At 59.8% G+C, this 21,349-nt stretch carries 15 protein-coding genes; 12 read left to right on the forward strand and 3 right to left on the reverse strand.

Annotation, left to right across the window (positions count from 1 at the left end):
* Positions 1–95 precede the first annotated feature (95 nt).
* The 3 genes from ABUK12_RS03260 (at position 96) to ABUK12_RS03270 (ending at position 6,440) form a co-directional block, all read left to right on the forward strand.
* Entirely contained in the window at positions 96–776 is a 681-nt protein-coding gene (locus ABUK12_RS03260; RefSeq protein ID WP_410016818.1) for a metallophosphoesterase, read from the forward strand.
* 173 nt (positions 777–949) lie between these two features.
* Complete coding sequence (locus ABUK12_RS03265) at positions 950–1,198, forward strand: GlsB/YeaQ/YmgE family stress response membrane protein (RefSeq protein ID WP_410014934.1); 249 nt, start codon at positions 950–952, stop codon at positions 1,196–1,198.
* Positions 1,199–1,868: 670 nt separating this feature from the next.
* Positions 1,869–6,440: an Ig-like domain-containing protein gene (locus tag ABUK12_RS03270; RefSeq protein ID WP_410014935.1), complete on the forward strand. Its 4,572-nt coding sequence runs from the start codon at positions 1,869–1,871 to the stop codon at positions 6,438–6,440.
* Positions 6,441–6,494: 54 nt separating this feature from the next.
* On the opposite strand, the gene ABUK12_RS03275 is transcribed toward ABUK12_RS03270, so the two are convergent.
* Both ABUK12_RS03275 and ABUK12_RS03280 read right to left on the reverse strand, forming a co-directional pair.
* Positions 6,495–7,595, reverse strand: a complete 1,101-nt coding sequence (locus ABUK12_RS03275) for an ABC transporter ATP-binding protein (RefSeq protein WP_410014936.1) — start codon at positions 7,593–7,595, stop codon at positions 6,495–6,497.
* A gap of 428 nt (positions 7,596–8,023) precedes the next feature.
* Positions 8,024–9,514, reverse strand: coding sequence for a PLP-dependent aminotransferase family protein (locus ABUK12_RS03280; RefSeq protein WP_410014937.1), 1,491 nt, complete (start codon positions 9,512–9,514; stop codon positions 8,024–8,026).
* A gap of 129 nt (positions 9,515–9,643) precedes the next feature.
* Between ABUK12_RS03280 and ABUK12_RS03285 the strand changes: the two genes are divergently transcribed.
* The 6 genes from ABUK12_RS03285 to ABUK12_RS03310 all read left to right on the forward strand — a co-directional run bounded on the left by ABUK12_RS03285 (position 9,644) and on the right by ABUK12_RS03310 (position 16,679).
* Entirely contained in the window at positions 9,644–10,912 is a 1,269-nt protein-coding gene (locus ABUK12_RS03285) for a 4-aminobutyrate--2-oxoglutarate transaminase (RefSeq protein WP_410014938.1), read from the forward strand.
* A 21-nt stretch (positions 10,913–10,933) separates the two neighbouring features.
* Positions 10,934–12,391, forward strand: a complete 1,458-nt coding sequence (locus ABUK12_RS03290) for an NAD-dependent succinate-semialdehyde dehydrogenase (protein WP_410016819.1) — start codon at positions 10,934–10,936, stop codon at positions 12,389–12,391.
* Between the two features lie 256 nt (positions 12,392–12,647).
* Positions 12,648–13,676 carry an ABC transporter substrate-binding protein gene (locus ABUK12_RS03295; protein WP_410014939.1) on the forward strand — a complete coding sequence of 343 codons (1,029 nt, stop codon included), beginning with the start codon at positions 12,648–12,650 and terminating at the stop codon, positions 13,674–13,676.
* Positions 13,677–13,719: 43 nt separating this feature from the next.
* Positions 13,720–14,988 (forward strand): ABC transporter permease, encoded by a 1,269-nt coding sequence (locus tag ABUK12_RS03300; RefSeq protein ID WP_410014940.1) that lies wholly within the window; start codon positions 13,720–13,722, stop codon positions 14,986–14,988.
* An 8-nt stretch (positions 14,989–14,996) separates the two neighbouring features.
* On the forward strand, positions 14,997–15,836 hold the full coding sequence (locus tag ABUK12_RS03305) for an ABC transporter permease (protein ID WP_410014941.1): 840 nt from the start codon (positions 14,997–14,999) through the stop codon (positions 15,834–15,836).
* 111 nt (positions 15,837–15,947) lie between these two features.
* Positions 15,948–16,679, forward strand: a complete 732-nt coding sequence (locus tag ABUK12_RS03310) for an SDR family NAD(P)-dependent oxidoreductase (protein ID WP_410014942.1) — start codon at positions 15,948–15,950, stop codon at positions 16,677–16,679.
* Positions 16,680–16,699: 20 nt separating this feature from the next.
* On the opposite strand, the gene ABUK12_RS03315 is transcribed toward ABUK12_RS03310, so the two are convergent.
* A complete protein-coding gene (locus tag ABUK12_RS03315) occupies positions 16,700–17,380 on the reverse strand; it encodes a GntR family transcriptional regulator (protein ID WP_410014943.1) in 681 nt (226 codons plus the stop codon).
* 281 nt (positions 17,381–17,661) lie between these two features.
* Between ABUK12_RS03315 and ABUK12_RS03320 the strand changes: the two genes are divergently transcribed.
* The 3 genes from ABUK12_RS03320 to btsR all read left to right on the forward strand — a co-directional run bounded on the left by ABUK12_RS03320 (position 17,662) and on the right by btsR (position 21,324).
* Positions 17,662–18,669: a zinc-binding alcohol dehydrogenase family protein gene (locus ABUK12_RS03320; RefSeq protein ID WP_410014944.1), complete on the forward strand. Its 1,008-nt coding sequence runs from the start codon at positions 17,662–17,664 to the stop codon at positions 18,667–18,669.
* A gap of 244 nt (positions 18,670–18,913) precedes the next feature.
* Positions 18,914–20,605, forward strand: coding sequence for a LytS/YhcK type 5TM receptor domain-containing protein (locus ABUK12_RS03325; protein WP_410014945.1), 1,692 nt, complete (start codon positions 18,914–18,916; stop codon positions 20,603–20,605).
* The gene (btsR, locus tag ABUK12_RS03330; RefSeq protein ID WP_410014946.1) at positions 20,599–21,324 is read left to right on the forward strand and encodes a two-component system response regulator BtsR; all 726 of its coding nucleotides are present in this window, start codon (positions 20,599–20,601) and stop codon (positions 21,322–21,324) included. Before ABUK12_RS03325 ends, btsR begins: the two co-directional genes overlap by 7 nt.
* The last annotated feature ends 25 nt before the right edge of the window (positions 21,325–21,349 follow it).

The raw sequence follows: 21,349 nt of genomic DNA on the forward strand, positions 1-21,349 counted from the left end.
TTATCATCGATTTCCCCCATGGCGAGATTATTGATGTCCGCGTGTCCCAGCCTGCTATGCTGATAATGATGGCCTTGAGCTTATCGGGGGGGATGATGAATCAGATGATGCCGGAACAGATATACCGCAAAATCAACCCAGACGACTGGCGGCGTATCTTCGTGGTCGGGGATGTGCATGGCTGTTACGATTTGCTGCTGGCGAAACTGGCGCGCCAGCGGTTTGATCGCGCGCGCGATTTGCTGATCTCGGTCGGTGATCTGATCGATCGCGGCGCGCAAAACCTGCAATGCCTGGAACTGCTTGAACAACCCTGGTTCTGCGCGGTTCGCGGCAACCATGAGCAAATGGCCATCGACGCCCTTTCCCGCGGCGAAGAGAACCTGTGGCTGGCCAACGGCGGCCAATGGTTTTGGCGCCTGGATGAGGAACAGCGGCGGCGGGCGGCGGCATTGATTGAGCGCTGCGCTTATCTGCCGCTGATTATCGATCTTGAAATGGCGCAGCGTCATATTGTGATCGCGCACGCGGATTATCCCCTGGACAATTATCGCTACCAGCAGACCGTCGACCCCGAGCTGGTGGTGTGGAGCCGGCAGCGCATCAACCGCAACCAGCGCGGGCGCGGGGCGCCCATCAGCGGCGCGACGCACTTCTTTTTCGGCCATACGCCGCTCGAACGCGTCAGGCATTTTTATAATCAGTTCTATATTGATACCGGCGCGGTCTTCGGCGGGACGTTAACCTTGGTTGACATCACCAGCCTGCCGTTTTAGGCCTGGACATCGCGCCCGGTGTTTGCTATTCCGGTACTCAATGTTCTCTGTATTATTTCCAGCATAATCATGAGCATTGACTATAATAAAACAGGTTTCTGGTACTGCTCTTTCAGGCTAGGTATCCATCACGGATTTTTAAGTACAGGCAATCGCTATAAAGGAGTGTTGTTATGGGAATTTTATCTTGGATTATTTTTGGACTTATCGCCGGCATTATCGCTAAATTCATCATGCCGGGCAGGGACGGCGGCGGATTTATCATTACCATCATTCTCGGTATCATCGGCGCCGTGGTCGGCGGTTATATCAGCACGTTCTTTGGTTATGGACGCGTCGACGGCTTTAACTTCGGCAGTTTTGTCGTGGCGGTGATCGGCGCTATCGTGGTGCTGTGGATTTACCGGTTGGTACGCAGATAACCGGCGTTATGACCGCTCATACGCCGTAATCAATAATCAGGGTATTCCCTTTGCCTGCCTCAGTCGGCAGGGAATACCCGCTTCTCTCCCCCTTCACGCCTGCTGCTTTCCTGATTCATTCATATTATTTATTAAATAAATGAAGCTGCCTTAATGGCCCCTGTTAACCCGGATAAACCCGAGGTCCCAGCAAGGATACGTCATCTTCTTCATGAATATTATCCCTTTAAGCGCCGTTATCCCACGATGAATGCAGATTGCCAATTAATGCACGTAGTAGCATTAATACAGGCCATATTCAGGTATATCGGCCATAAAATATTATGAGTTATGTTTATTGAGTTTACAGGAAATTAAAGATTAATTAAAAAAATTAAATAGTGACCAAGTTAATGCAATTCAATGAATTTAAAGGATTTGTAATTTTTTATCTATTTAATGGTTCAAGTGAATATTTTTAATTTCATTTCTGGTATGGTCTGCAATATTATCGACTAAAGCTATTTTCTTCGATATTGCTGCCAGTTATGCTGGCCTGTAACACTATTTAAATGGGGTCTTGTTACGCCGGATAACCTTTGCCGACGGCGGATTAATATGGCCGGGAATTGAAGTTATTGACCAGTGGGATAAATTGATGCTTTTTAAGAATCTCTTTAGCTATTATCAAATGAAAAAAATCCAATCTACGCCGCCGCCGGTAATTCATCAACGTTGGCGTGCGGTGGCGTGGCTGAATATCGCTTTCCAGATAGTCTTTCCGCTTAGCCTGTCTTTTACGCCGGCCATGGCGAAAGCCGCGCCCGCAGCGTTGCCGTCAACGGCGGCGCCCTTAATGGCCATCGCCACGGTTCCTTATGTTTTGGGGCCGGGCGAGACGACATTGTCGGTGGCGACACGCTATAACCTGACGCTGGAAGAGCTAAAAACGCTCAATGGACTGCGCAATTTCGCCAAATCGTTTTCCGCGCTGGGCACCGGCGACGAGATCGACGTTCCCCGCAGCCACACGTCTTTGTTTAACTCAGCCATCCCGGTCCAGTCATCTTCGCAGGCAGAGGATAAGCTGGCGCGCGGCGCACAGACGGCCGGCTCCCTGTTCTCGGGCGGCAACACCGGCGGCGCCGCCGCCGATTTGGCGCGTTCAAGCGTGGTGGGCGGCGCCGGGCAGGCGGGCGAGCAATGGCTGAACCAGTTCGGCACCGCCCGCGTCCAGCTCAACGCCGACCGGGATTTCAGATTTACCGACAGCGCGGTGGATTTGCTGGTTCCCCTGCGGGATACCGAACGCTCGACGATATTTTCGCAATTAGGGGTGCGTAACAGCGACCAGCGCAATACGGTGAATCTCGGCCTGGGCGTGCGCACCGAAAAGGACGGCTGGTTGTACGGCGCCAATACTTTTTATGATAACGATATTACCGGCAACAATCGCCGGCTCGGCGTCGGGGCCGAAGCCTGGACGGATTATTTGCGGCTGTCGGCCAATAGTTATTTCGGCCTGACGGATTGGCACCCGTCGCGGGATTTCGCCGACTATAACGAACGGCCGGCCAACGGGTTCGATCTGCGCGCCCAAGCCTGGCTGCCATCTTACCCACAGCTGGGCGGTTCGCTGATGTTTGAGCAATACCGCGGCGATGAGGTGGCGTTGTTCGGCAAGGATAGTCGGCAAAAAGATCCCTATGCCCTGACCGCCGGCATTAACTATACGCCCATCCCCTTGTTCACCGTCGGCGCGCAGCACCGGACCGGCAAAGGCGGCGCGAACGACAGCAGCCTGAATTTCCAGCTGAATTACCGGCTGGGCGAATCCTGGCAGTCGCATCTCGATTCCTCTAAAGTCGGACCGTCCAGAACCCTGGCCGGCAGCCGCTACGATCTGGTCGACCGCAACTATAATATCGTGCTCGATTATCAGCGTCGGGATCTGATCCGTCTGGCGCTACCGGCCCAAATCACCGGTGCGGCGGGCACGTCGGTTACCTTAACCGCCGACATCACCGCCGAACACGGGTTGGATCGCATTGATTGGGACAGCGCGCCGCTGCTGGCGAGCGGCGGGCGTATCACCCAGGTTTCTCCGCAGGCGATAACCGTTGTCATGCCGGCCTACCAGGGTACCCCGGGGGCGGATAATACCTATCGCATCAACGCGATAGCCCATGATAACCGGGGTAATCTCTCCAACCGGGCGGTGACTTCGGTGAATGTGACCGCACCGGAAATCGTTACCCTGGCAAGCCTGGCGGTAGAGAACAACAACGCGGTCGCCGATGGCCACACCGCCATTCGCGTCCGGGCCAGGGTTATCGATGGCAACGGCAACCCTGTGCCCGGCGAGACGGTCGCTTTCAGCGCCGATAACAGCGCCACGGTATTATCCCCCACGGCGGTGAGCGATGACGACGGCTTTACCGAAACCGGTATTACCTCCCGCACCGTCGGTCCCGTTATGGCGCGGGCAAGCCTGGACGGCTCGTCGCAGCAGGCCGCCGTCGCCTTTGTGGCCGGCGGCGCCGACCAAACCCAGACACAGCTTGAAGTCCTGACCACGGGAAATAAGGCGGCGGATGGCATTGACGCGCATCGGGTCAGGCTGACGGTGCGCGATGCCCTTAATAATCCCATCGGCGGCCAGGCGGTGAGCTTTGGCGCCGACAACGACGCGCAGGTAACCCCCCTGGAGGGCGATGTTACCGGTGACGACGGCACCCTGATGGCGACCGTCGTGTCCTCCCGGGCGGGGCTGCAAACGGTTACCGCCACGGTGGGCGATTTTACCACCCGCGGCGTTGAGATGACGTTTATTGCCGGCAAAGCCTCCGAGGCTAATACCCTTATCCAGGTGCTGACCCAGGGAGATAAGATTGCGGGTTCTCAAGCGCATCAGGTGCGGGTAACCGCGCGCGACGCCCAGGACAACCCGGTCGCCGGCGCGGTGGTGAAATGGGTGGCGGCGGGCGATGACGCGCATCTGTCCATCCCCGGCGGCGAAACCGGTGAGGATGGCACGCTGACGGTGGATGTGACCAGCAACCGGGCGGGGGTGGTCATTGTCTCCGCCGCGTTGCCGGGCTTTATCAAAGCCAGTGATGGCATGCGTTTTGTCGCCGGCGCCGCAGCGGAAACCCGCACCGTCGTCGAGGTTATCACCCGCGGCGACAAGATCGCCGGCGACAGCGACGGCCATCGGGTGAAGGTTACGGTGCGCGATGCCAATGACAATCCGGTTGGCGGACAGGCGGTGACCTTCGCCACCGCAAGCCCCGGCGCCACACTTTCCAGCCCCGGCGGCGATACGGCGGCCGATGGCACCCTCGAGGTCGGTGTCACCAGTAACCAGGCGGGCACGGTAGTGGTCAGCGCCACGGTGGCGGGCTTTACCAGGGACAGCGACGGCATGCGTTTTGTCGCCGGCGCCGCAGCGGAAACCCGCACCGCCGTCGAGGTGGTCACCACCGGCGATAAGGTGGCCGGCGACAGCGACGGCCATCGGGTGAAAATCACGGTGCGCGACGCCAATGATAATCTCATCAGGGGGCAGGCGGTCACCTTCGCCACCACCAGTCCCGGCGCCATGCTTTCCAGCCCCGGCGGCGATACGGCGGCCGACGGCACCCTCGAGGTCGGCGTCACCAATACCCTGGCGGGCACGGTAGTGGTCAGCGCTACGGTGGCGGGCTTTACCAAGTCCAGCGACGGCATGCAGTTTGTCGCCGGCCCCGCGTCGGAGAGCCGCTCCACCATAGAGGTATTGACCACCGGTGATAAGGTGGCCGGCGACAGCGACGGCCATCGGGTGAAGGTCCAGGTGCGCGACGCCAACAGCAATCCCATTGCGGGGCAGGCGGTCAGCTTTGCCACCGTCACCCCTGGCGCCGCGCTGTCCAATCCCGGCGGCACGACAGCGGCCGACGGCACTATCGACGTGGGTGTCACCAGTACCCGCGCGGGCGCGGTAACGGTCTTCGCCACGGTGGCGGGCTTTACGTTAGCCAGCGACGGCATGACTTTTGTCGCCGGCGCGGCGGCGGAAAATACCACCTTGATAGAGGTCATCACCACCGGCGATAAAGAGGCCGGCCTTGAGGCCCATCAGGTCAAGGTCCGGGTGCGCGACGCCCACGATAACCCGGTTGCCGGGCAGGCGGTCACCTTTGCCTCCGCCAGCCCCGGCGTCACCTTTTCCCGGCAGGGCGGCGACACTGCCGCCGACGGTACGCTGGCCGTCGACGTCACCAGCGACCAGGCCGGTCTGGTCGTGGTTAACGCCGCGGTGGCGGGTTTCACCAAAGCCAGCGCGCCATTGAGTTTTATTGTCTCACCGGCCATCCTGACGCTTGATGTATTGCGTAACCGGTCGCTGGACAACGGCGCGGAATATAATGAAGTACAGCTGTTGGTGGAGAATGGCATGGGCGCCGGGATGGAGGGCAAGAGCGTCGTTTTCTCGGTGAACAATGGCGCGAGCCTGACGTCGCCGGCAAATGCCGTCACCGGCGCGGATGGAAAAGCCAAGGTTACCTTCACCAACACTCGTGGCGGTACCGCCACCGTGACGGCTCAGGTAGACGGCGTGGACGTCACGCAAGATACAATCTTCCTGTCTCCCCGGGCGATCAATTCCGTTTCGCCCGTCGCTAATCCTCACAGCTTTGGGCCAAACTCGGGTTTCCCCAACGTGGGTTTTGATGCGGGGCCGTATGCCGGCAGCAGCAAGCCAAGGTTCCAGATCAACCCTATGGGCAACATCGGCGACAATGGCAGTTTGACCTGGAGCAGTTCGAATGCGGTAAACGCGCCAATAGATGAGAACGGTATTGTTACCCTTAATGCCCGCCCCAGCAGTGAGGTCACCCTGATGGCGCGTGGTGATCAGTATTATTACACTTATAAATTTACTGTAAGAAAATGGCTTACCTATTATCGACCTAATTCCACCAACAGGTATTCGTGGGATGATACTCAAACATTGTGTGCCTCCAATGGTAAATCAATGCTGGTGGCGGCAGATCTGACCTCCGGCGTCAATCAGCGGGCGGTGGGCAGTATGTTTGGGGAATGGGGCGCGCGTCCCGGCGGCTGGCCGGGTGAAGCAGTAACGGAAGCGAATTCAGAGGGTTTTTGGACTAAGGATGGAAGTTATAACGGGCGCCCGGTCGTGAGCTTGTTTAATGGAGACCAAGTGGTGGGCCGCACCGATGGCGCCAGGTACAGGGAAGCGGCATGTAAAATGTAGGCCGGCGCCTGGCGCATATCCAAAGTAATAAAGGCTGGCATTGCCAGCCTTTGTTTATTGCAGGGTCACGGCGTCCAGCGCCCGCAGATGCCGCTCCTGCCAGGACAGGGTCACCGCGCCGCCCGGCACCCAGGCGGGGTCCAAATCGGCGGCGCTGAGTTTGACCATAAAATCGGGTTGTCCCGCCACCTCGGTTATCATGCGCACATGATCGCCCAAATAGATAAACTGCGTAATCCTGGCGCTAATTTGCTGCGACCCCGCCGGCAGCTGGCCGGCCGGCACATTGATTCTGACGCGCTCCGGCCGGATGCACAGCATGATCTTGCGCCCCGGCGAGCTGGGACGTACCTTCAGCGCGCGCAGCGAGGTGCCGTCATCCAGGACGGCGCGATAAAATTCATCCTCGCTGCCTGCCTGGGTCGCCAGCAGGCCGTTGTTCTCGCCGATAAACTGGGCCACGAAGCTGTTCTGCGGTTCCTCATACAGCGTGCTGGGGCTGTTGATCTGCTGGATAATGCCGTCGTTGAACACCGCCACCCGATCCGACATGGTCATCGCTTCGCTTTGATCGTGGGTGACATAGACGATGGTCAACTCCAGCGCCTGGTGCAGCGCCTTGATTTCCATCTGCATATGCTCGCGCAGCTGTTTATCCAGCGCCCCCAGCGGTTCATCCATTAATACCAGCTTGGGTTCAAACACCAGCGCCCGCGCCAGGGCCACGCGCTGCTGCTGGCCGCCGGACATCTGGGCGGGATAGCGGTCGGCGAGGGCGGTCAGCTTCACCCGATCCAATACCTTATCCACTTTTTCCTGGATATCGGCTTTATTCATGCGGCGAATCGACAACGGAAAGGCCAGGTTCTGCGCCACCGTCATATGGGGAAAAAGCGCGTAATTCTGGAACACCATGCCGATATCGCGCCGGTGCGGTGGAAGATGGTGCAGCGGCTGGCCGCGCAGGTAAATTTCGCCCTGGGTGGGCGTTTCAAACCCCGCCAGCATCATCAGGCTGGTGGTTTTACCGGAACCCGACGGGCCGAGCAGCGTCAGAAATTCGCCTTCGCCAATATCCAGGTTGAGATTTTTCACCACCAGCTTGTCGCCGTCGTAGGTCTTTTGAATATTTTTAAAACTCACGTAATTTTGCATAAGAAAATCCAACCTCGTAACTAGACCGGTTCGGAAACGACGTCTGTTAATGGGAGTTAAGCAGGCGCAGCGGTTTGCCGACGAGGTTATGGCACGAAATATGCTTATCCTAAGGCGGGCGGCATGTTTTTGTGCTTACGGTGAGTATATTTACCATCGCGCCCGTACCGCCACAAGCGATTTCCACGCTGAAAAGGCAAATATCCTGGGCAGGCTTAAGGTAAGCAAGCTCATGAATTTCTGCGCTTTTTATCCGTAAACAAGAGGCCGTGCCGGCGTTCTCTGCCGTTCCCCCAGCAGGTCGGACGCCTTGATGATTGCCGCGCTGATGTCGCCGGCATACTGCACCACAAGGCGGCAATCCGTTTATACTGCAACACTTACCGTTCAGGCGCCGCGCGGGCGGCTTCGCCACTATCTGCGCCGTATCAACGCGGCGGCGCAACGGGCGCCGGTTGTCCCATGCAGCCCAGCAGGGTCATAAAGGCGCTTTCTATCCGCTCTTCATCCACGCAGGCATATCCCAGCAATAATCCTTTTTTGCGCGACGGGCCGAGGTAATAGGTCGACAGGGGTCTGACATAAACGCCTTGCCGTCCCGCCGCCTGCGACAGCTTGACATCATCGACATCGTCCGGCAGCGACATCACCAGATGCAGGCCGGCATTGCTGTCGTCGCGCAGCGCGTCCGCACCCAGATGCTGAAGGATCAAGCGGCTCAGGACGGCGCGGCGCTTACCGTACAGCAGGCGCATGCGGCGGATATGGGAGGCGTAATGTCCCTCGGCGATAAACTGCGCCAGGGCCAGTTGCGTTATCCAGTGACCGCCGCGATACAGTTCGGCGTGGGCCACGCGCATCTCCTGCGCCAGCGCCGGCGGCAGCACCATATAGCTGATGCGCAGGCCCGGATACAGCGTCTTGCTGAAGGTGCCGATATAGATAACCGGCGCCTGCGGCGCCAGACTTTGCAACGCGGGAATAGGGTTGCCCGAAAAACGGAACTCGCTATCGTAATCATCCTCAATCACCCAGGCGTTATGTTCCTGGGCCAGCGCCAGCAGGCGCTTGCGCCGCTGCAGGCTCATTACCGCGCCGGTGGGGTACTGATGTGACGGCGTCACGCAAATCAGCCGCGGCGACGCCGCAACGGCCGTGTCCGGCGGGTTTAAACCCTGATCATCCACCGGCACCGGCTGTACGTCGACGCCGTTGATGGTCAACACATTGCGCATGCCCCAGTAGCTGGGTTCCTCAATCCAGGCGCGATCGCCGGGATTGCACAGCATTTTGGCCAGCAGATCGACGGCCTGGTGAGTGCCCTCGGTAATAATAATCTGCTGCGCGCTACAGTTCACCGAACGCGCCACCCGCAGATAATCCACCAGCGCCTGCTGCAGTTCCGGGCTGCCGCCCATGCGCGAATAGGTGAGGTAATCGGGCTTGATGCGCCGGATAAGCCGGGAATGGATACGGCGCCACAGACCGTGCGGAAAGCCGGACACATCAGGCACCCCCGGCATAAACGCCCCCCATTGATGGGGCGAGGCGCCCGACCGGGCCAGCAAATTAGCGCCGCGCGCCGAAAATTCTTCCCCGGCCGGGCGCTCGCAGACGGGCTGCTGCTCGTTCACCGGCGCCATGGCCCCGTCGGGCATATGATTGGTCACAAAGGTGCCGCTGCCGGCGCGGGTAAATATATAGCCCTCGGCCAGCAGCTGTTCGTAGGCGGCGCTGACGGTATTGCGCGACAGCGCCAGTTCTTTCGCCAGGTCGCGCGTCGGCGGCAGGCGGCTGCCCGCGCGAATACCGCCGTCGAGGATCGCCAGGCGGATACAGTCATATAAACGCCGGTGCAGCGGCCCCCCGGTGCGGGCGGAGAGATGCTGCAGCAGCATATCGGTTAATAACGAACGCAATTGGCACCTGCAAAAAATTAAAACTGGCACTGGATTATAGAGCCACAAAGCGGATAAATAGAATCGGGAGTTAGGCTGGGATCTGTAATAGCGCACGTTTAGCCGCACCATTTTGGGAGAAGCAGCACCATGAACAACAGCGAACTGAACCAACGTCGTCTGGCCGCCACGCCGCGCGGCGTCGGCGTAATGTGTGATTTTTATGCCGCGCGGGCGGAAAACGCCACGCTGTGGGACGTCGAGGGTCGCGAGTATACCGACTTCGCCGCCGGCATCGCGGTATTAAACACCGGCCATCGCCATCCGAAAATCGTCGCGGCGATCAAAGGGCAGTTGGAGCTGTTTACCCATACCGCCTATCAGATAGTGCCTTACGGCAATTATGTCGAACTGGCTGAAAAGCTCAACGCCCGGGTGCCGGTGGCCGGCCCGGCGAAAACCACGCTGTTCAGCACCGGCGCGGAAGCGGTGGAAAACGCGGTGAAAATAGCCCGCGCCTATACCCGACGCCCCGGCGTCATTACTTTCGGCGGCGCGTTCCATGGCCGTACGCTGCTGACGCTGGCGCTGACCGGTAAAGTCGCGCCCTATAAACTGGGATTCGGGCCGCTGCCCGGACAGGTTTTCCATGCGGCTTATCCCAATGCGCTGCACGGCGTGTCGGTCGACCAGGCCCTGGCCAGCATCGACAGCCTGTTCCATACCGATATCAGTCCTGATCAGGTGGCGGCCATTTTGTTCGAACCTGTGCAGGGGGAAGGCGGCTTTAACGTCGCGCCGCCCGAGTTTATCGTCGGCCTGCGCCAACTGTGCGACCAGCACGGCATTTTATTGATTGCCGACGAAGTGCAAAGCGGCTTTGCCCGTACCGGCAGGCTGTTCGCCATGGATCACTGCCCGCAGGTGAAAGTGGATCTGATTACCATGGCGAAAAGCCTGGGCGGCGGCATCCCCATTTCCGCCGTCGCCGGCCGCGCCGAGGTGATGGACGCTCCGGCGCCGGGCGGGCTGGGCGGTACCTACGCCGGCAACCCGCTGGCCGTGGCGTCCGCGCTGGCGGTGCTTGATGTAATTGATGAAGAACAGCTTTGCCAGCGCGCCCAGCGCCTTGGCGGCCATTTGGTGGAAGTGCTGCAACAGGCCCGGCAGACGTGTCCGTCCATTTCCGCCGTGCGCGGGCTGGGGTCCATGGTGGCGGTCGAATTTGCCGACCCGGCTACCGGCAAGCCTGACGCGCAGTACGCCAAGAGTATCCAAAAACAGGCGCTGGCACAGGGATTATTGCTGTTGACCTGTGGCGTGCACGGCAATGTGATTCGTTTTCTGTACCCGCTCACCATCCCCGATGATCAGTTCACCGCGGCGCTGGACCTGCTGAGCCGGTTGCTCAAGTCATAAATACGTAAGGATAGAAAGATGATGCAGCTTAATAACCCGCAATTGCTCCGTCACCAGGCGTTGATCGACGGTGAATGGTGCGACGGCGACAGCGGCGCGCGCGAAGCCGTCACCAATCCGGCGACCGGGGAAATACTGGCCGAGGTGGCGCAGGTGAGCGCCGCCCAAACGGCGCGCGCCATCGATGCCGCAGCGCTGGCGCTGGTGTCCTGGCGGGCGCTGACCGGTAAACAACGCGCCGTGCTGCTGCAAAAATGGGCTATGTTGATTGTCGCGCATCAGGAGGATTTGGCGCGGCTGTTGACCGCCGAACAGGGTAAATCGCTGGCCGAGGCGCGCGGCGAAATCGCCTATGCCAACAGCTTTATCGAATGGTTTGCCGAAGAGGGAAAACGGGTGGAGGGCAGCGTGCTGCAGTCGCCCCAGGCCCGGCAGCGGCTGCTGGTGCTGAAGCAGCCCATCGGCGTGACCGCGGCGATCACGCCCTGGAATTTTCCGGCGGCGATGATTACGCGCAAAGTGGCCCCGGCGTTGGCGGCAGGTTGCACCATGATTGTCAAACCCGCGGAACAAACGCCGCTTACCGCCCTGGCCCTGGCCGAGCTGGCGGTACAGGCGGGTATTCCGCGCGGCGTTTTGCAGGTGGTCACCGGCCCCGCCGCCGATGTGGGACAGGTGCTGTGCGCCAGTCCCGTGGTGCGCAAGCTGAGCTTCACCGGCTCGACCGAGGTGGGGCGTCTGCTGATGGCGCAATGCGCGCCAACCATTAAAAAACTTTCCCTGGAACTGGGCGGCAACGCGCCGGTACTCGTGTTTGACGACGCGGATCTGGACAGCGCCGTGGCCGGCATCATGGCCTCGAAATTCCGCAACAGCGGCCAGACCTGCGTTTGCGCCAACCGTATCTATGTGCAGCGGGGCATTTATCCCGCCCTGGTCGCCCGGCTGGTAGCCGAAGTGGCGCGGCTTAAGGTGGGCGACGGCATGGCGGAAGGCACCACGCAGGGGCCGCTCATCGATGCGGATGCCGTCGACAAAGTGCGCGCGCATATCGACGACGCGTTGTCCCAGGGCGCCACGCTGCTGGCCGGCGGTAAGCCCCACGCCCTGGGCGGCACCTTTTTTGAACCGACACTGATAGGCGACGTCACCGGCAAGATGCGTTTTGCCCGCGAGGAGACTTTTGGCCCCGTGGCGCCGCTGTTCCCCTTCAGCGACGAAGAAGAGGCCGTGGCTTTGGCCAACGCCACTGAATTCGGGCTTGCCGCCTATGTGTTTACCCGCGACGCCGCCCGGCAATGGCGCGTGCCCGAAGCGCTGGAGTACGGCATGGTAGGCGTGAACACCGGCCTTATCTCCAATGAAGTGGCGCCGTTCGGCGGCGTTAAGCAGTCGGGGCTCGGTCGTGAAGGATCGCGCTTCGGCATCGACGAATACCTGGAAATGAAATACCTGTGCGTGGCTATCGCCTCAGCGTGATAATCCGCTTTTCCCGGCCTGTCGCCGATACAGGCCGGGGAAGCAAACGCGGCTGCATCGCCAGGGTGCAACCTGTTGCAACTTTGCACGGCTTTAACGCATAACCCGGGTGCAACCCGGAATCCCTTCCACGCCAGACCCCCGTATTCACCGCGTGCGGACTCCCTGAAGAAAAAATGCCAGAGTGGCACGAAAGATGCTTGATGTATGATGCATCATTTAACTTTTCGTTGGCGCATTTTTTAGGGGACAGGATATGTTGAAACAATTAGCGGTATCCACATTGCTGGTCGGGCTGGCCTTCCAGGCCCAGGCGGAAACACTGACCGTGATTTCCTTCGGCGGCCAGAACAAAGTGGCGCAGGAAAAAGCCTTTTACCAGCCGTTTAAAGCATCGGGCAAAGGCGACATCGAGGCTGGGGAATACAACGGCGAAATGGCCAAGATCCGCTCCATGGTGGAAACCGGCCAGGTAGGCTGGGATCTGGTGGAGGTGGAAGGCCCGGAACTGCGTCGCGGCTGCGACGAAGGCCTGTTTGAAACCCTGGACTGGTCCAAGCTGGGCGATAAAAGCGAGTATGTGCCGGGTTCGGCCACCGAGTGCGGCGCCGGTATTTTCCTGTGGTCCACCGTGCTGACCTATGATGCGCAGAAACTGAAAAAAGCGCCGACCAGCTGGGCCGACTTCTGGAATGTGAAGGATTTCCCCGGCAAGCGCGCGCTGCGCAAGAGCGCCAAGTTTACCCTCGAAATCGCCCTGCTGGCGGATGGCGTAAGGCGCGAGGATGTCTATTCGCAGCTGGCGACGCCGGTGGGGGTTGACCGGGCCTTTCGCAAACTTGATGAAATCAAATCGAATATTCAATGGTGGGAATCCGGCGCGCAGCCGCTGCAGTGGCTGGTTTCCGGCGATGTGGTCATGAGCTCCGCCTATAACGGCCGTGTGGCCGCCGCCGCCACCGAAGGGCATGATTTCAAAATGGTATGGGACAACAGCCTCTACGATCTGGACAGCTGGGCCATCGTCAAAGGATCCAAGCATAAGGCCCTGGCGGAACAGTTTATCGCCTTCGCCAACCAGCCGGAAAACCAAAAGGTCTTTGCGGAAAATATTCCCTACGGGCCAACCAATAAAAACGCCATCGGCCTGATCGCGCCGGCGATTGCCGCCAACCTGCCGACGTCGCCGGATAACCTGGCCAATGCCCTGGCGGTGGATACGCAGTTCTGGATCGAGCATGGCGAAGATCTTGAGCAGCGCTTTAACGCCTGGGCCGCCCAGTAAGGGTTGGCGGCATGGGATCGCCACGCATTCCGGAGACGAAACAATGACATCAAGTAGAGCCATGCCGGCGCGGGATGCCGACGACGGCACGTTAAATACCGCCACGCTGAAGCAGCAGTTGTCTCAGTCGCAAAGGATTTACAAGCGCCGCACCTGGCTGCTGGTGGCTCCGCTGTTGCTGTTTATCCTGATAAGTTTTGTGGTGCCCATCGCCTCTATCCTGATAAAAAGCGTGGCGAACCCCGAGGTTCGCGACGGGCTGCCCAACGTGACGGCGGCGCTGTCCCGGTGGGACGGCACCGCGCTGCCGGATGAGGCCGTTTTCCAGGCGCTGGTCAGCGATCTGCGCCGGGCGCGCGCCGACGGGCAGATTGCCACGGTGGCAAAACGCCTGAGCTACGAAAGCCCCGCTTACCGCGGGCTGATTATGCGTACGCTGCGCGCCGCGCCTGACGCGCCGGGCATGACCCGCGCCGCGCTGATCCAGGCCTTACCGCAATGGGGCGATATTACCGTCTGGCGCTCGGTGCAGCGGGCCAGCCGGCCTTTTACCGGTTATTATGTCCTGGCGGTGTTTGATCGCAAGGTGGATATCCAGACCGGGGAGATAACCCGTTTGCCCGAGGGGCAGGCGCTGTATATCGGGGTGCTGCTGCGTACGCTGCTGATGGCGGCGGTGGTGACGCTTATCTGCCTGGCGCTGGGCTACCCGCTGGCTTACTGGCTGTCGAAACAGCCGGCCGGCCGCGCCAACCTGCTGCTGATCATGGTGCTGCTGCCCTTCTGGACTTCGTTAATTGTTCGTACCGCCAGTTGGATTGTGCTGTTGCAATCGGGCGGCTTGATCAACGGCGCCCTGTTGTATGCCGGCATTATCGACAAGCCCCTGGTGCTGGTGTTTAACCGCGTCGGCGTGTATATCGCCATGACCCATATTTTGCTGCCCTTTATCGTCCTGCCGCTGTATGCCGTGATGAAAGGCATCTCGCCTAACTATATGCGCGCCGCCATTTCGCTGGGCGCGCATCCCTTTACCGCCTTCTGGCGGGTGTATGTGCCGCAAACCTATGCCGGCATTGCGGCGGGGGGACTGCTGGTGTTTATCATGGCCATCGGTTATTACATCACGCCCGCGCTGCTCGGTGGCCCCGGCGACCAGATGCTGAGCTATTTTGTGGCGTTCTTCACCAATACCACGATGAATTGGGGCATGGCGGCGGCTCTCGGCAGCCAATTGCTCATCATCGTGATCCTGCTCTATATCGTCTACATCCGGGTTACCCGGACGCAGGCGGAGCTGGCCGCGCATTAACCGGGAGAATGATGATGATAAGACAGGAAGGCCTGTTCCTGATGCGGTTGTGGCATACCGCCTTTAATTTTTACGGCGCGGCGATACTGCTGTTTTTGGTGGTGCCGGTGCTGATCATCGTGCCGCTGTCGTTTAACTCCGGCTCGTTTCTCAGCTATCCGCTAAACGGATTTTCACTGCGCTGGTATCAGGCGTTTTTTCATTCCCGCGAGTGGCTGGGGGCGCTGGGCAATAGTTTGCTGATAGCGCCGCTGGCCACGCTGCTGGCCACCATTCTCGGCGTCCTGGCCTCGGTGGGCCTGGTGCGCGGCGAGTTCCGCGGCAAGACCCTGGTGATGGCGATTATCGTCTCGCCGATGATAGCGCCGGTGGTGATCGTGGCGGTGGGCCTGTTTTTCTTTTTCGCCCGCATATCGCTGTTGAACAGCTATCTCGGCCTGGTGCTGGCGCACGCCATGCTGGGCGTGCCTTTTGTGGTCATCACCGTCACCGCGGTGCTGAAAAACTACGATCGCAACCTGTCCCGCGCCGCCGCCAGCCTTGGCGCGCCGCCGTGGCTGGTGTTTGCCAGGGTAACGCTGCCGCTGATTGCCCCCGGGGTGTTTTCCGGCGCCTTGTTTGCCTTTGCCGCCTCATTCGACGAGGTGGTGGTCACTTTGTTCCTGGCCAGTCCCGGACAGCGTACCCTGCCAATCCAAATGTTCGCCGGCATCCGCGAAAACCTGGATCCGACCATTGCCGCCGCCGCCTCGCTGATGGTGGGCGCCTCGCTGATATTATTATTGGTGATGGAAATGCTCCGCCGCCGTTCCGCACGCATCCGCGGATCGGAAGGGCGCGGGAGATAAGATGGCGCAACGGTGATTAGGGGGGCGGCGCCAAGCGGAAAAAAGCGGATGCCCCGGCAAGGGTTTTCAGGTAGATTTTGTTGCATCACGCATCACAGGGGAGTGAACGCCTTGGAGCAGAAAACCTTATTGCTGACCGGCGCCAGCCGCGGGATCGGCCATGCCACCGTCAAGCATTTCCATGCGGCCGGCTGGCGGATTTTTACCGCCTCGCGCCAAAGCTGGGTGGAAGAATGTCCCTGGGCCGAAAAAATGCTCAATCACATCCATCTGGATCTGGAAGATATCGCCGGCGTCGAGTCCGCGCTGCCGCTTATCAAAGAAAAACTGGGCGGGCGGCTGGACGCGCTGGTCAATAACGCCGGCATCTCGCCCAAGGCCGCCGACGGCGGCAGGCTGGGGGTGCGCGAAACCGATTACGCCACCTGGATGCGGGTGTTCAATGTCAACCTGTTCTCCACCGCGCTGCTGGCCAACGGCCTGTTTGCGGAGCTGCGGCAGGCCCAGGGCGGGATCATCAACGTGACCTCCATTGCCGGCACCCGGGTGCATCCTTTCGCCGGCGTCGCCTATGCCACCTCCAAGGCGGCGCTGTCCGCGCTGACCCGCGAAATGGCCTATGATTTCGGCCGTTTCGGCATCCGCGTCAATGCCATTGCGCCGGGGGAAATCGATACCGCCATCCTCTCACCCGGCACCCAGGATATTATCGAACGGCAGGTACCCTTGCAGCGCCTGGGCCGGCCGGAGGAAGTGGCCTCGCTGATTTATTTTCTTTCCACCAACGGCGCCGCCTATGTCAACGGCGCGGAAATTCCGGTTAACGGCGGGCAGCACGTCTGACCGGGAGCGGGTTTACCGGTTTACCCCGGCGGCGCCGTCTGGCTGGCGGCGGTAAATCGGGCCAGCATCGCATCGCTGTCCAGGATATCCTGGCGCATGGCGTTGGCGGCCGCGTCACCGTCCCGCTGGCGCAACGCGGCCAGCAGCGTCTGGTGATGGCCGATGGTCATCTGTTGGGTGAGCTGGGCGTAGGCTTGGGCAATCAGCGGCCCGGTGCGCATCCACAACCGGTCGATAAAGCTGCTCAGCACCGGCATCATGGCGCTTTGCGCCACCAGTAAATGAAATTCGCTGTTAAGCCTGAGCGCGGACACCCAATCCTCTTCGGTAATGGCGCGAATATTGCGCCGGATATTGACGGTCAACAGCTGGACGGCGGCGGGGGTGACGCGCATGGCCGCGCGCTGCGCGCCCATGCCTTCCAGCTCCAGGCGCAGGGTTTTCAGCTCCAGGTATTGTTCTTGGTTAAGGGACGGCACGCGAATGTCTTTGGGCGTGCGCATCTCCAGCGCCTGTTCTTTGGCCAACTGCAATACCGCGTCCCTGACCGGGGTTACGCTGGTGCCGACCTGCGCCGCCAGTTCGCGGATGCGTAATCGATCGTTAGGTTTCAGCTGGCCGGTAATCAATGCCTGGCGCAGATTGGCGTATACGCTGGAACCGAGGTAAGAGTGTTCTATTGGGCCTGGTTGATAACTCACCGCTTTTCCCGCCTGAAGGCCGCCGCGGCGGCAAATAAACACAGTGCATCAAATATACAACATGATGCGTCAGAATAGCCATGCGCTTTCCGCCGCCGCTGATTTACACTTCTACAGAGTAGGTGTTAGTGCATTTTATGGGTAGGTGGCGGTAAAAAAAAAGTCTAGACTTTCAGAATGTTGATGAATCCGCATTGCGCCCGGCGCCGGCGTTGCGCCACGCTTGAACGCCAGATGGCCCGGGCCGCATTTTATTAAGACGATCTACGGGAGAAAAACTGATGAAAGCGATTGCCTATACCCGGCATGGACTGCCTATTGAAGATCCCCAGGCGCTGGTGGATATCGACCTGCCCAAACCGACACCGGGAGCGCGCGATTTGCTGGTGGCGGTCAAGGCGATTTCCGTCAATCCGGTCGACACCAAGGTGCGCGCCAAAGCGGAGGTCAGCGCACCGCGCGTGCTGGGCTGGGATGTCGCCGGCGTTGTCGAGGCGGTGGGCGCGGACGTCACGCTGTTTAAACCCGGCGATGAGGTTTTTTATGCCGGTTCCATTACACGGCCGGGCTGCAACAGCGAATTTCACCTGGTGGATGAGCGCATCGCCGGGCACAAACCAGCCTCGCTGGACTTCGCCCATGCCGCCGCGCTGCCGCTGACCTCGGTCACCGCCTGGGAATTGTTGTTTGACCGGCTGGGCGTGGCCGAAAACGGCGGCGAAGGCGACGTGCTGCTGATTATCGGCGCCGGCGGCGGGGTGGGGTCGATACTCACCCAACTGGCGCGAAGGCTGACCCGAATGACGGTGGTCGGCACCGCCTCGCGTCAGGAAACCCGCGACTGGGTGCTGAAACTGGGCGCGCACCATGTGATCGATCATTCCCGTCCCCTGCTGGATCAGTTAACGCAGTTGGGTATCGCCAATGTCACCCACGTGGCGAGCCTGACGCATACCGACAGCTATTATCCGCAGCTGATCGAGGCTCTGGCGCCACAGGGACGCCTGGCCCTGATTGACGATCCGGCCGCGCTCGACGCATTGCCGCTTAAGGCCAAGTCCCTGTCCCTGCACTGGGAATTGATGTTCACCCGTTCCCGGTTTGAAACTGCGGATATGATTAACCAGCACCACCTGCTTGAACGCATTGCCGCGCTTATCGACCAGGGCGTGCTCCAGACCACGTTCGCCCAGCATTTCGGCGCCATCAACGCCGCCAATCTGCGCAAAGCGCACGCGCTGCTGGAAAGCGGCAAATCCCGGGGCAAGTTAGTGCTGGAAGGGTTCTGATCCTAAGGACTGATAGCCGCGCGTACGGTATTGCCGCCGGCCGGGCTTACGCCTTAGCGCCTGCGTAACAGAACGGCGGCGGCGGGGTCAAAACCTACCGCCGCCGTTTACAGCGCTTTTAATGTAATCAGCATACAAATTAGTGAGTACCATCAAAGACAACGCCGGCGTTTTTCGGTAAGTTAGCGCCACTGAGTCCCGCGCGCGCCGCGCATGACGGGCGTTATTTTACGAGCCGTTGTTTATGCATGAGTTCAATTTGGTTTTACTGTTGTTACAGCAGATGTGCGTCTATTTGGTTATTGCGTACCTGCTGAGTAAAACGCCGCTGTTTATCCCGCTGATGCAAGTTACCGTCCGACTGCCCCATAAGCTCTTGTGCTATGTCATGTTTTCCATGTTTTGCATTATGGGCACCTATTTCGGCCTGCATATTCAGGATTCCATCGCCAATACCCGCGCCATCGGCGCGGTGCTGGGCGGCCTGCTGGGCGGGCCGGTGGTCGGCGTGCTGGTCGGTTTGACCGGGGGTCTGCACCGTTATTCCCTGGGCGGCATGACTGCCGTCAGCTGCATGATTTCCACGGTGGTGGAAGGCCTGCTCGGCGGTCTGGCGCACCGGCTGCTGATCAGGCGCGGGCGTATCGATCGCCTGTTTAATCCGTTTACCGCCGCCGGCGTCACGCTGCTGGCGGAAATGCTGCAGATGATGATTATCCTGGCGGTGGCCCGTCCTTATGAAGAGGCGCTGCGGCTGGTCAGGAGCATCGCCTTGCCGATGATCGTCACCAACAGCGTCGGGGCGGCGATGTTTATGCGCATCCTGCTGGACCGGCGGGCGATGTTCGAGAAATATACCTCGGCCTTTTCCGCCCGCGCGCTGAAAATCGCCGTTTGTACCGAAGGTTTTCTGCGCCAGGGATTTAACCAGGAAAACAGCATGAAGGTGGCGGAGGTCATCTACCAGGAGCTGGATATCGGCGCCGTCGCCATTACCGACCGGGAAAAGCTGCTGGCGTTTATCGGCATCGGCGACGATCACCACGTACCCGGCACGCCGATTTCCTCCGCGCATTCGCGCCGGGCCATTGATAATAATGAAGTGTTCTATGCCGACGGCAACGAGACGCCGTACCAGTGTTCGTTACAACGTCACTGCAAGCTGGGGTCGGCGCTGGTCATCCCGCTGCAAGGCGAAAACGGTGAGGTGATTGGCACAATCAAACTGTACGAGGCCAAAAACCGGCTGTTCAGCTCCATCAACCGTACCCTGGGCGAAGGCATCGCCAGCCTGCTGTCCGCGCAGATCCTGGCCGGGCAGTACGAACGGCATAAACTGTTGCTGACGCAGTCGGAAATCAAGCTGCTGCATGCCCAGGTCAATCCGCATTTTTTATTTAACGCCCTGAATACGCTGGTGGCGGTGATCCGCCGCGACAGCGATCAGGCCAGCCAACTGGTGCAGAATCTCTCGACGTTTTTTCGCAAGAATCTGAAACGCTCGGAGGAGGTGGTCACGCTCGCCGACGAAATCGAGCATGTCAATGCCTACCTGCAAATTGAAAAGGCGCGTTTTCAGGACCGTCTGCAAATCCGCTTTGATCTGCCCGAGGCATTGCTCGGCATGCATCTGCCGGCCTTCTCCCTGCAGCCCCTGGTGGAAAACGCCATTAAGCACGGCACCTCGCAACTGCTGGGTCAGGGCATCGTGACCCTGAGCGCGCGGCAGCATGACCACCGCCTGCTGTTGTGCATCGAGGACAATGCCGGTCTGTATCGGTTGGTCGCCGGCAATACCGGGCTTGGCATGAATCTGGTGGATAAGCGCGTACGGGTGCGCTATGGCGAGGAGTACGGCATCAGCGTCGAATCCCGTCCCGAGCTGTTTACCCGTATTATCCTGAGCCTGCCGCTGGAGGAAGAGGTCCCATGCTGAGCGTGCTGATTGTCGATGACGAACCGCTGGCGCGGGAAAACCTGCGCTGCCTGCTCCAGCAGGATCCGCAAATTGCCATCGTCGGCGAGAGCGCCAATGCCCTGGAAGCGATAGGGGCGGTGCACCGGCTGCATCCGGACGTCATCTTTCTGGATATCCAGATGCCGCGCATCAGCGGGCTGGAAATGGTCGGCATGATCGATCCGGCCTGCATGCCGTATATCGTCTTCCTGACCGCCTTTGATGAGTACGCCGTCCGCGCGTTCGAGGAACACGCCTTTGATTATCTGCTAAAACCTATCGAGTCGCGGCGCCTGGCCAAGACGCTTGGCCGTCTGCACAATGAACGCCCGGAGCAGGATATCGGCCTGCTGGCGGTTCAGGAAAGCGCCCTGAAATACATTCCCTGCACCGGCCACAGCCGCATCTATCTCTTGAAAACCGAGGACGTGCTGTTCGCCAACTCCAGGCTGAGCGGGGTGTATGTCACAGGTACCGAGGGCGGGGAATGTTTCACCGAGCTGACGCTGAAACTGCTGGAAAGCCGTACCCCGCTGGTGCGGTGTCACCGGCAGTTCCTGGTCAATCTGGCGCATTTGCGCGAAATTCGCCTGGAAGACTCCGGCCAGGCGGAGATTGTACTGAGCAACGGCCAGACGGTGCCGGTCAGCCGGCGCTACCTTAAATCCCTCAAGCAAAGCCTGGGGCTAAAAGCGTAGCAGGGGGCCAATGCGCCGCCGCCCT

It is taken from the genome of Sodalis sp. C49 (assembly GCF_046352915.1).
Lineage (GTDB): Bacteria > Pseudomonadota > Gammaproteobacteria > Enterobacterales > Enterobacteriaceae > Acerihabitans.

Coding starts and splice junctions, on each gene's coding strand:
- ABUK12_RS03285 (WP_410014938.1), top strand. CDS start 9,644: ATGAACAACAGCGAACTGAACCAACGTCGTCTGGCCGCCACGCCGCGC.
- ABUK12_RS03275 (WP_410014936.1), bottom strand. CDS start 7,595: ATGCAAAATTACGTGAGTTTTAAAAATATTCAAAAGACCTACGACGGC.
- ABUK12_RS03270 (WP_410014935.1), top strand. CDS start 1,869: ATGAAAAAAATCCAATCTACGCCGCCGCCGGTAATTCATCAACGTTGG.
- ABUK12_RS03265 (WP_410014934.1), top strand. CDS start 950: ATGGGAATTTTATCTTGGATTATTTTTGGACTTATCGCCGGCATTATC.
- ABUK12_RS03305 (WP_410014941.1), top strand. CDS start 14,997: ATGATGATGATAAGACAGGAAGGCCTGTTCCTGATGCGGTTGTGGCAT.
- ABUK12_RS03295 (WP_410014939.1), top strand. CDS start 12,648: ATGTTGAAACAATTAGCGGTATCCACATTGCTGGTCGGGCTGGCCTTC.
- ABUK12_RS03290 (WP_410016819.1), top strand. CDS start 10,934: ATGCAGCTTAATAACCCGCAATTGCTCCGTCACCAGGCGTTGATCGAC.
- ABUK12_RS03325 (WP_410014945.1), top strand. CDS start 18,914: ATGCATGAGTTCAATTTGGTTTTACTGTTGTTACAGCAGATGTGCGTC.
- ABUK12_RS03260 (WP_410016818.1), top strand. CDS start 96: ATGAATCAGATGATGCCGGAACAGATATACCGCAAAATCAACCCAGAC.
- ABUK12_RS03300 (WP_410014940.1), top strand. CDS start 13,720: ATGACATCAAGTAGAGCCATGCCGGCGCGGGATGCCGACGACGGCACG.
- btsR (WP_410014946.1), top strand. CDS start 20,599: ATGCTGAGCGTGCTGATTGTCGATGACGAACCGCTGGCGCGGGAAAAC.
- ABUK12_RS03320 (WP_410014944.1), top strand. CDS start 17,662: ATGAAAGCGATTGCCTATACCCGGCATGGACTGCCTATTGAAGATCCC.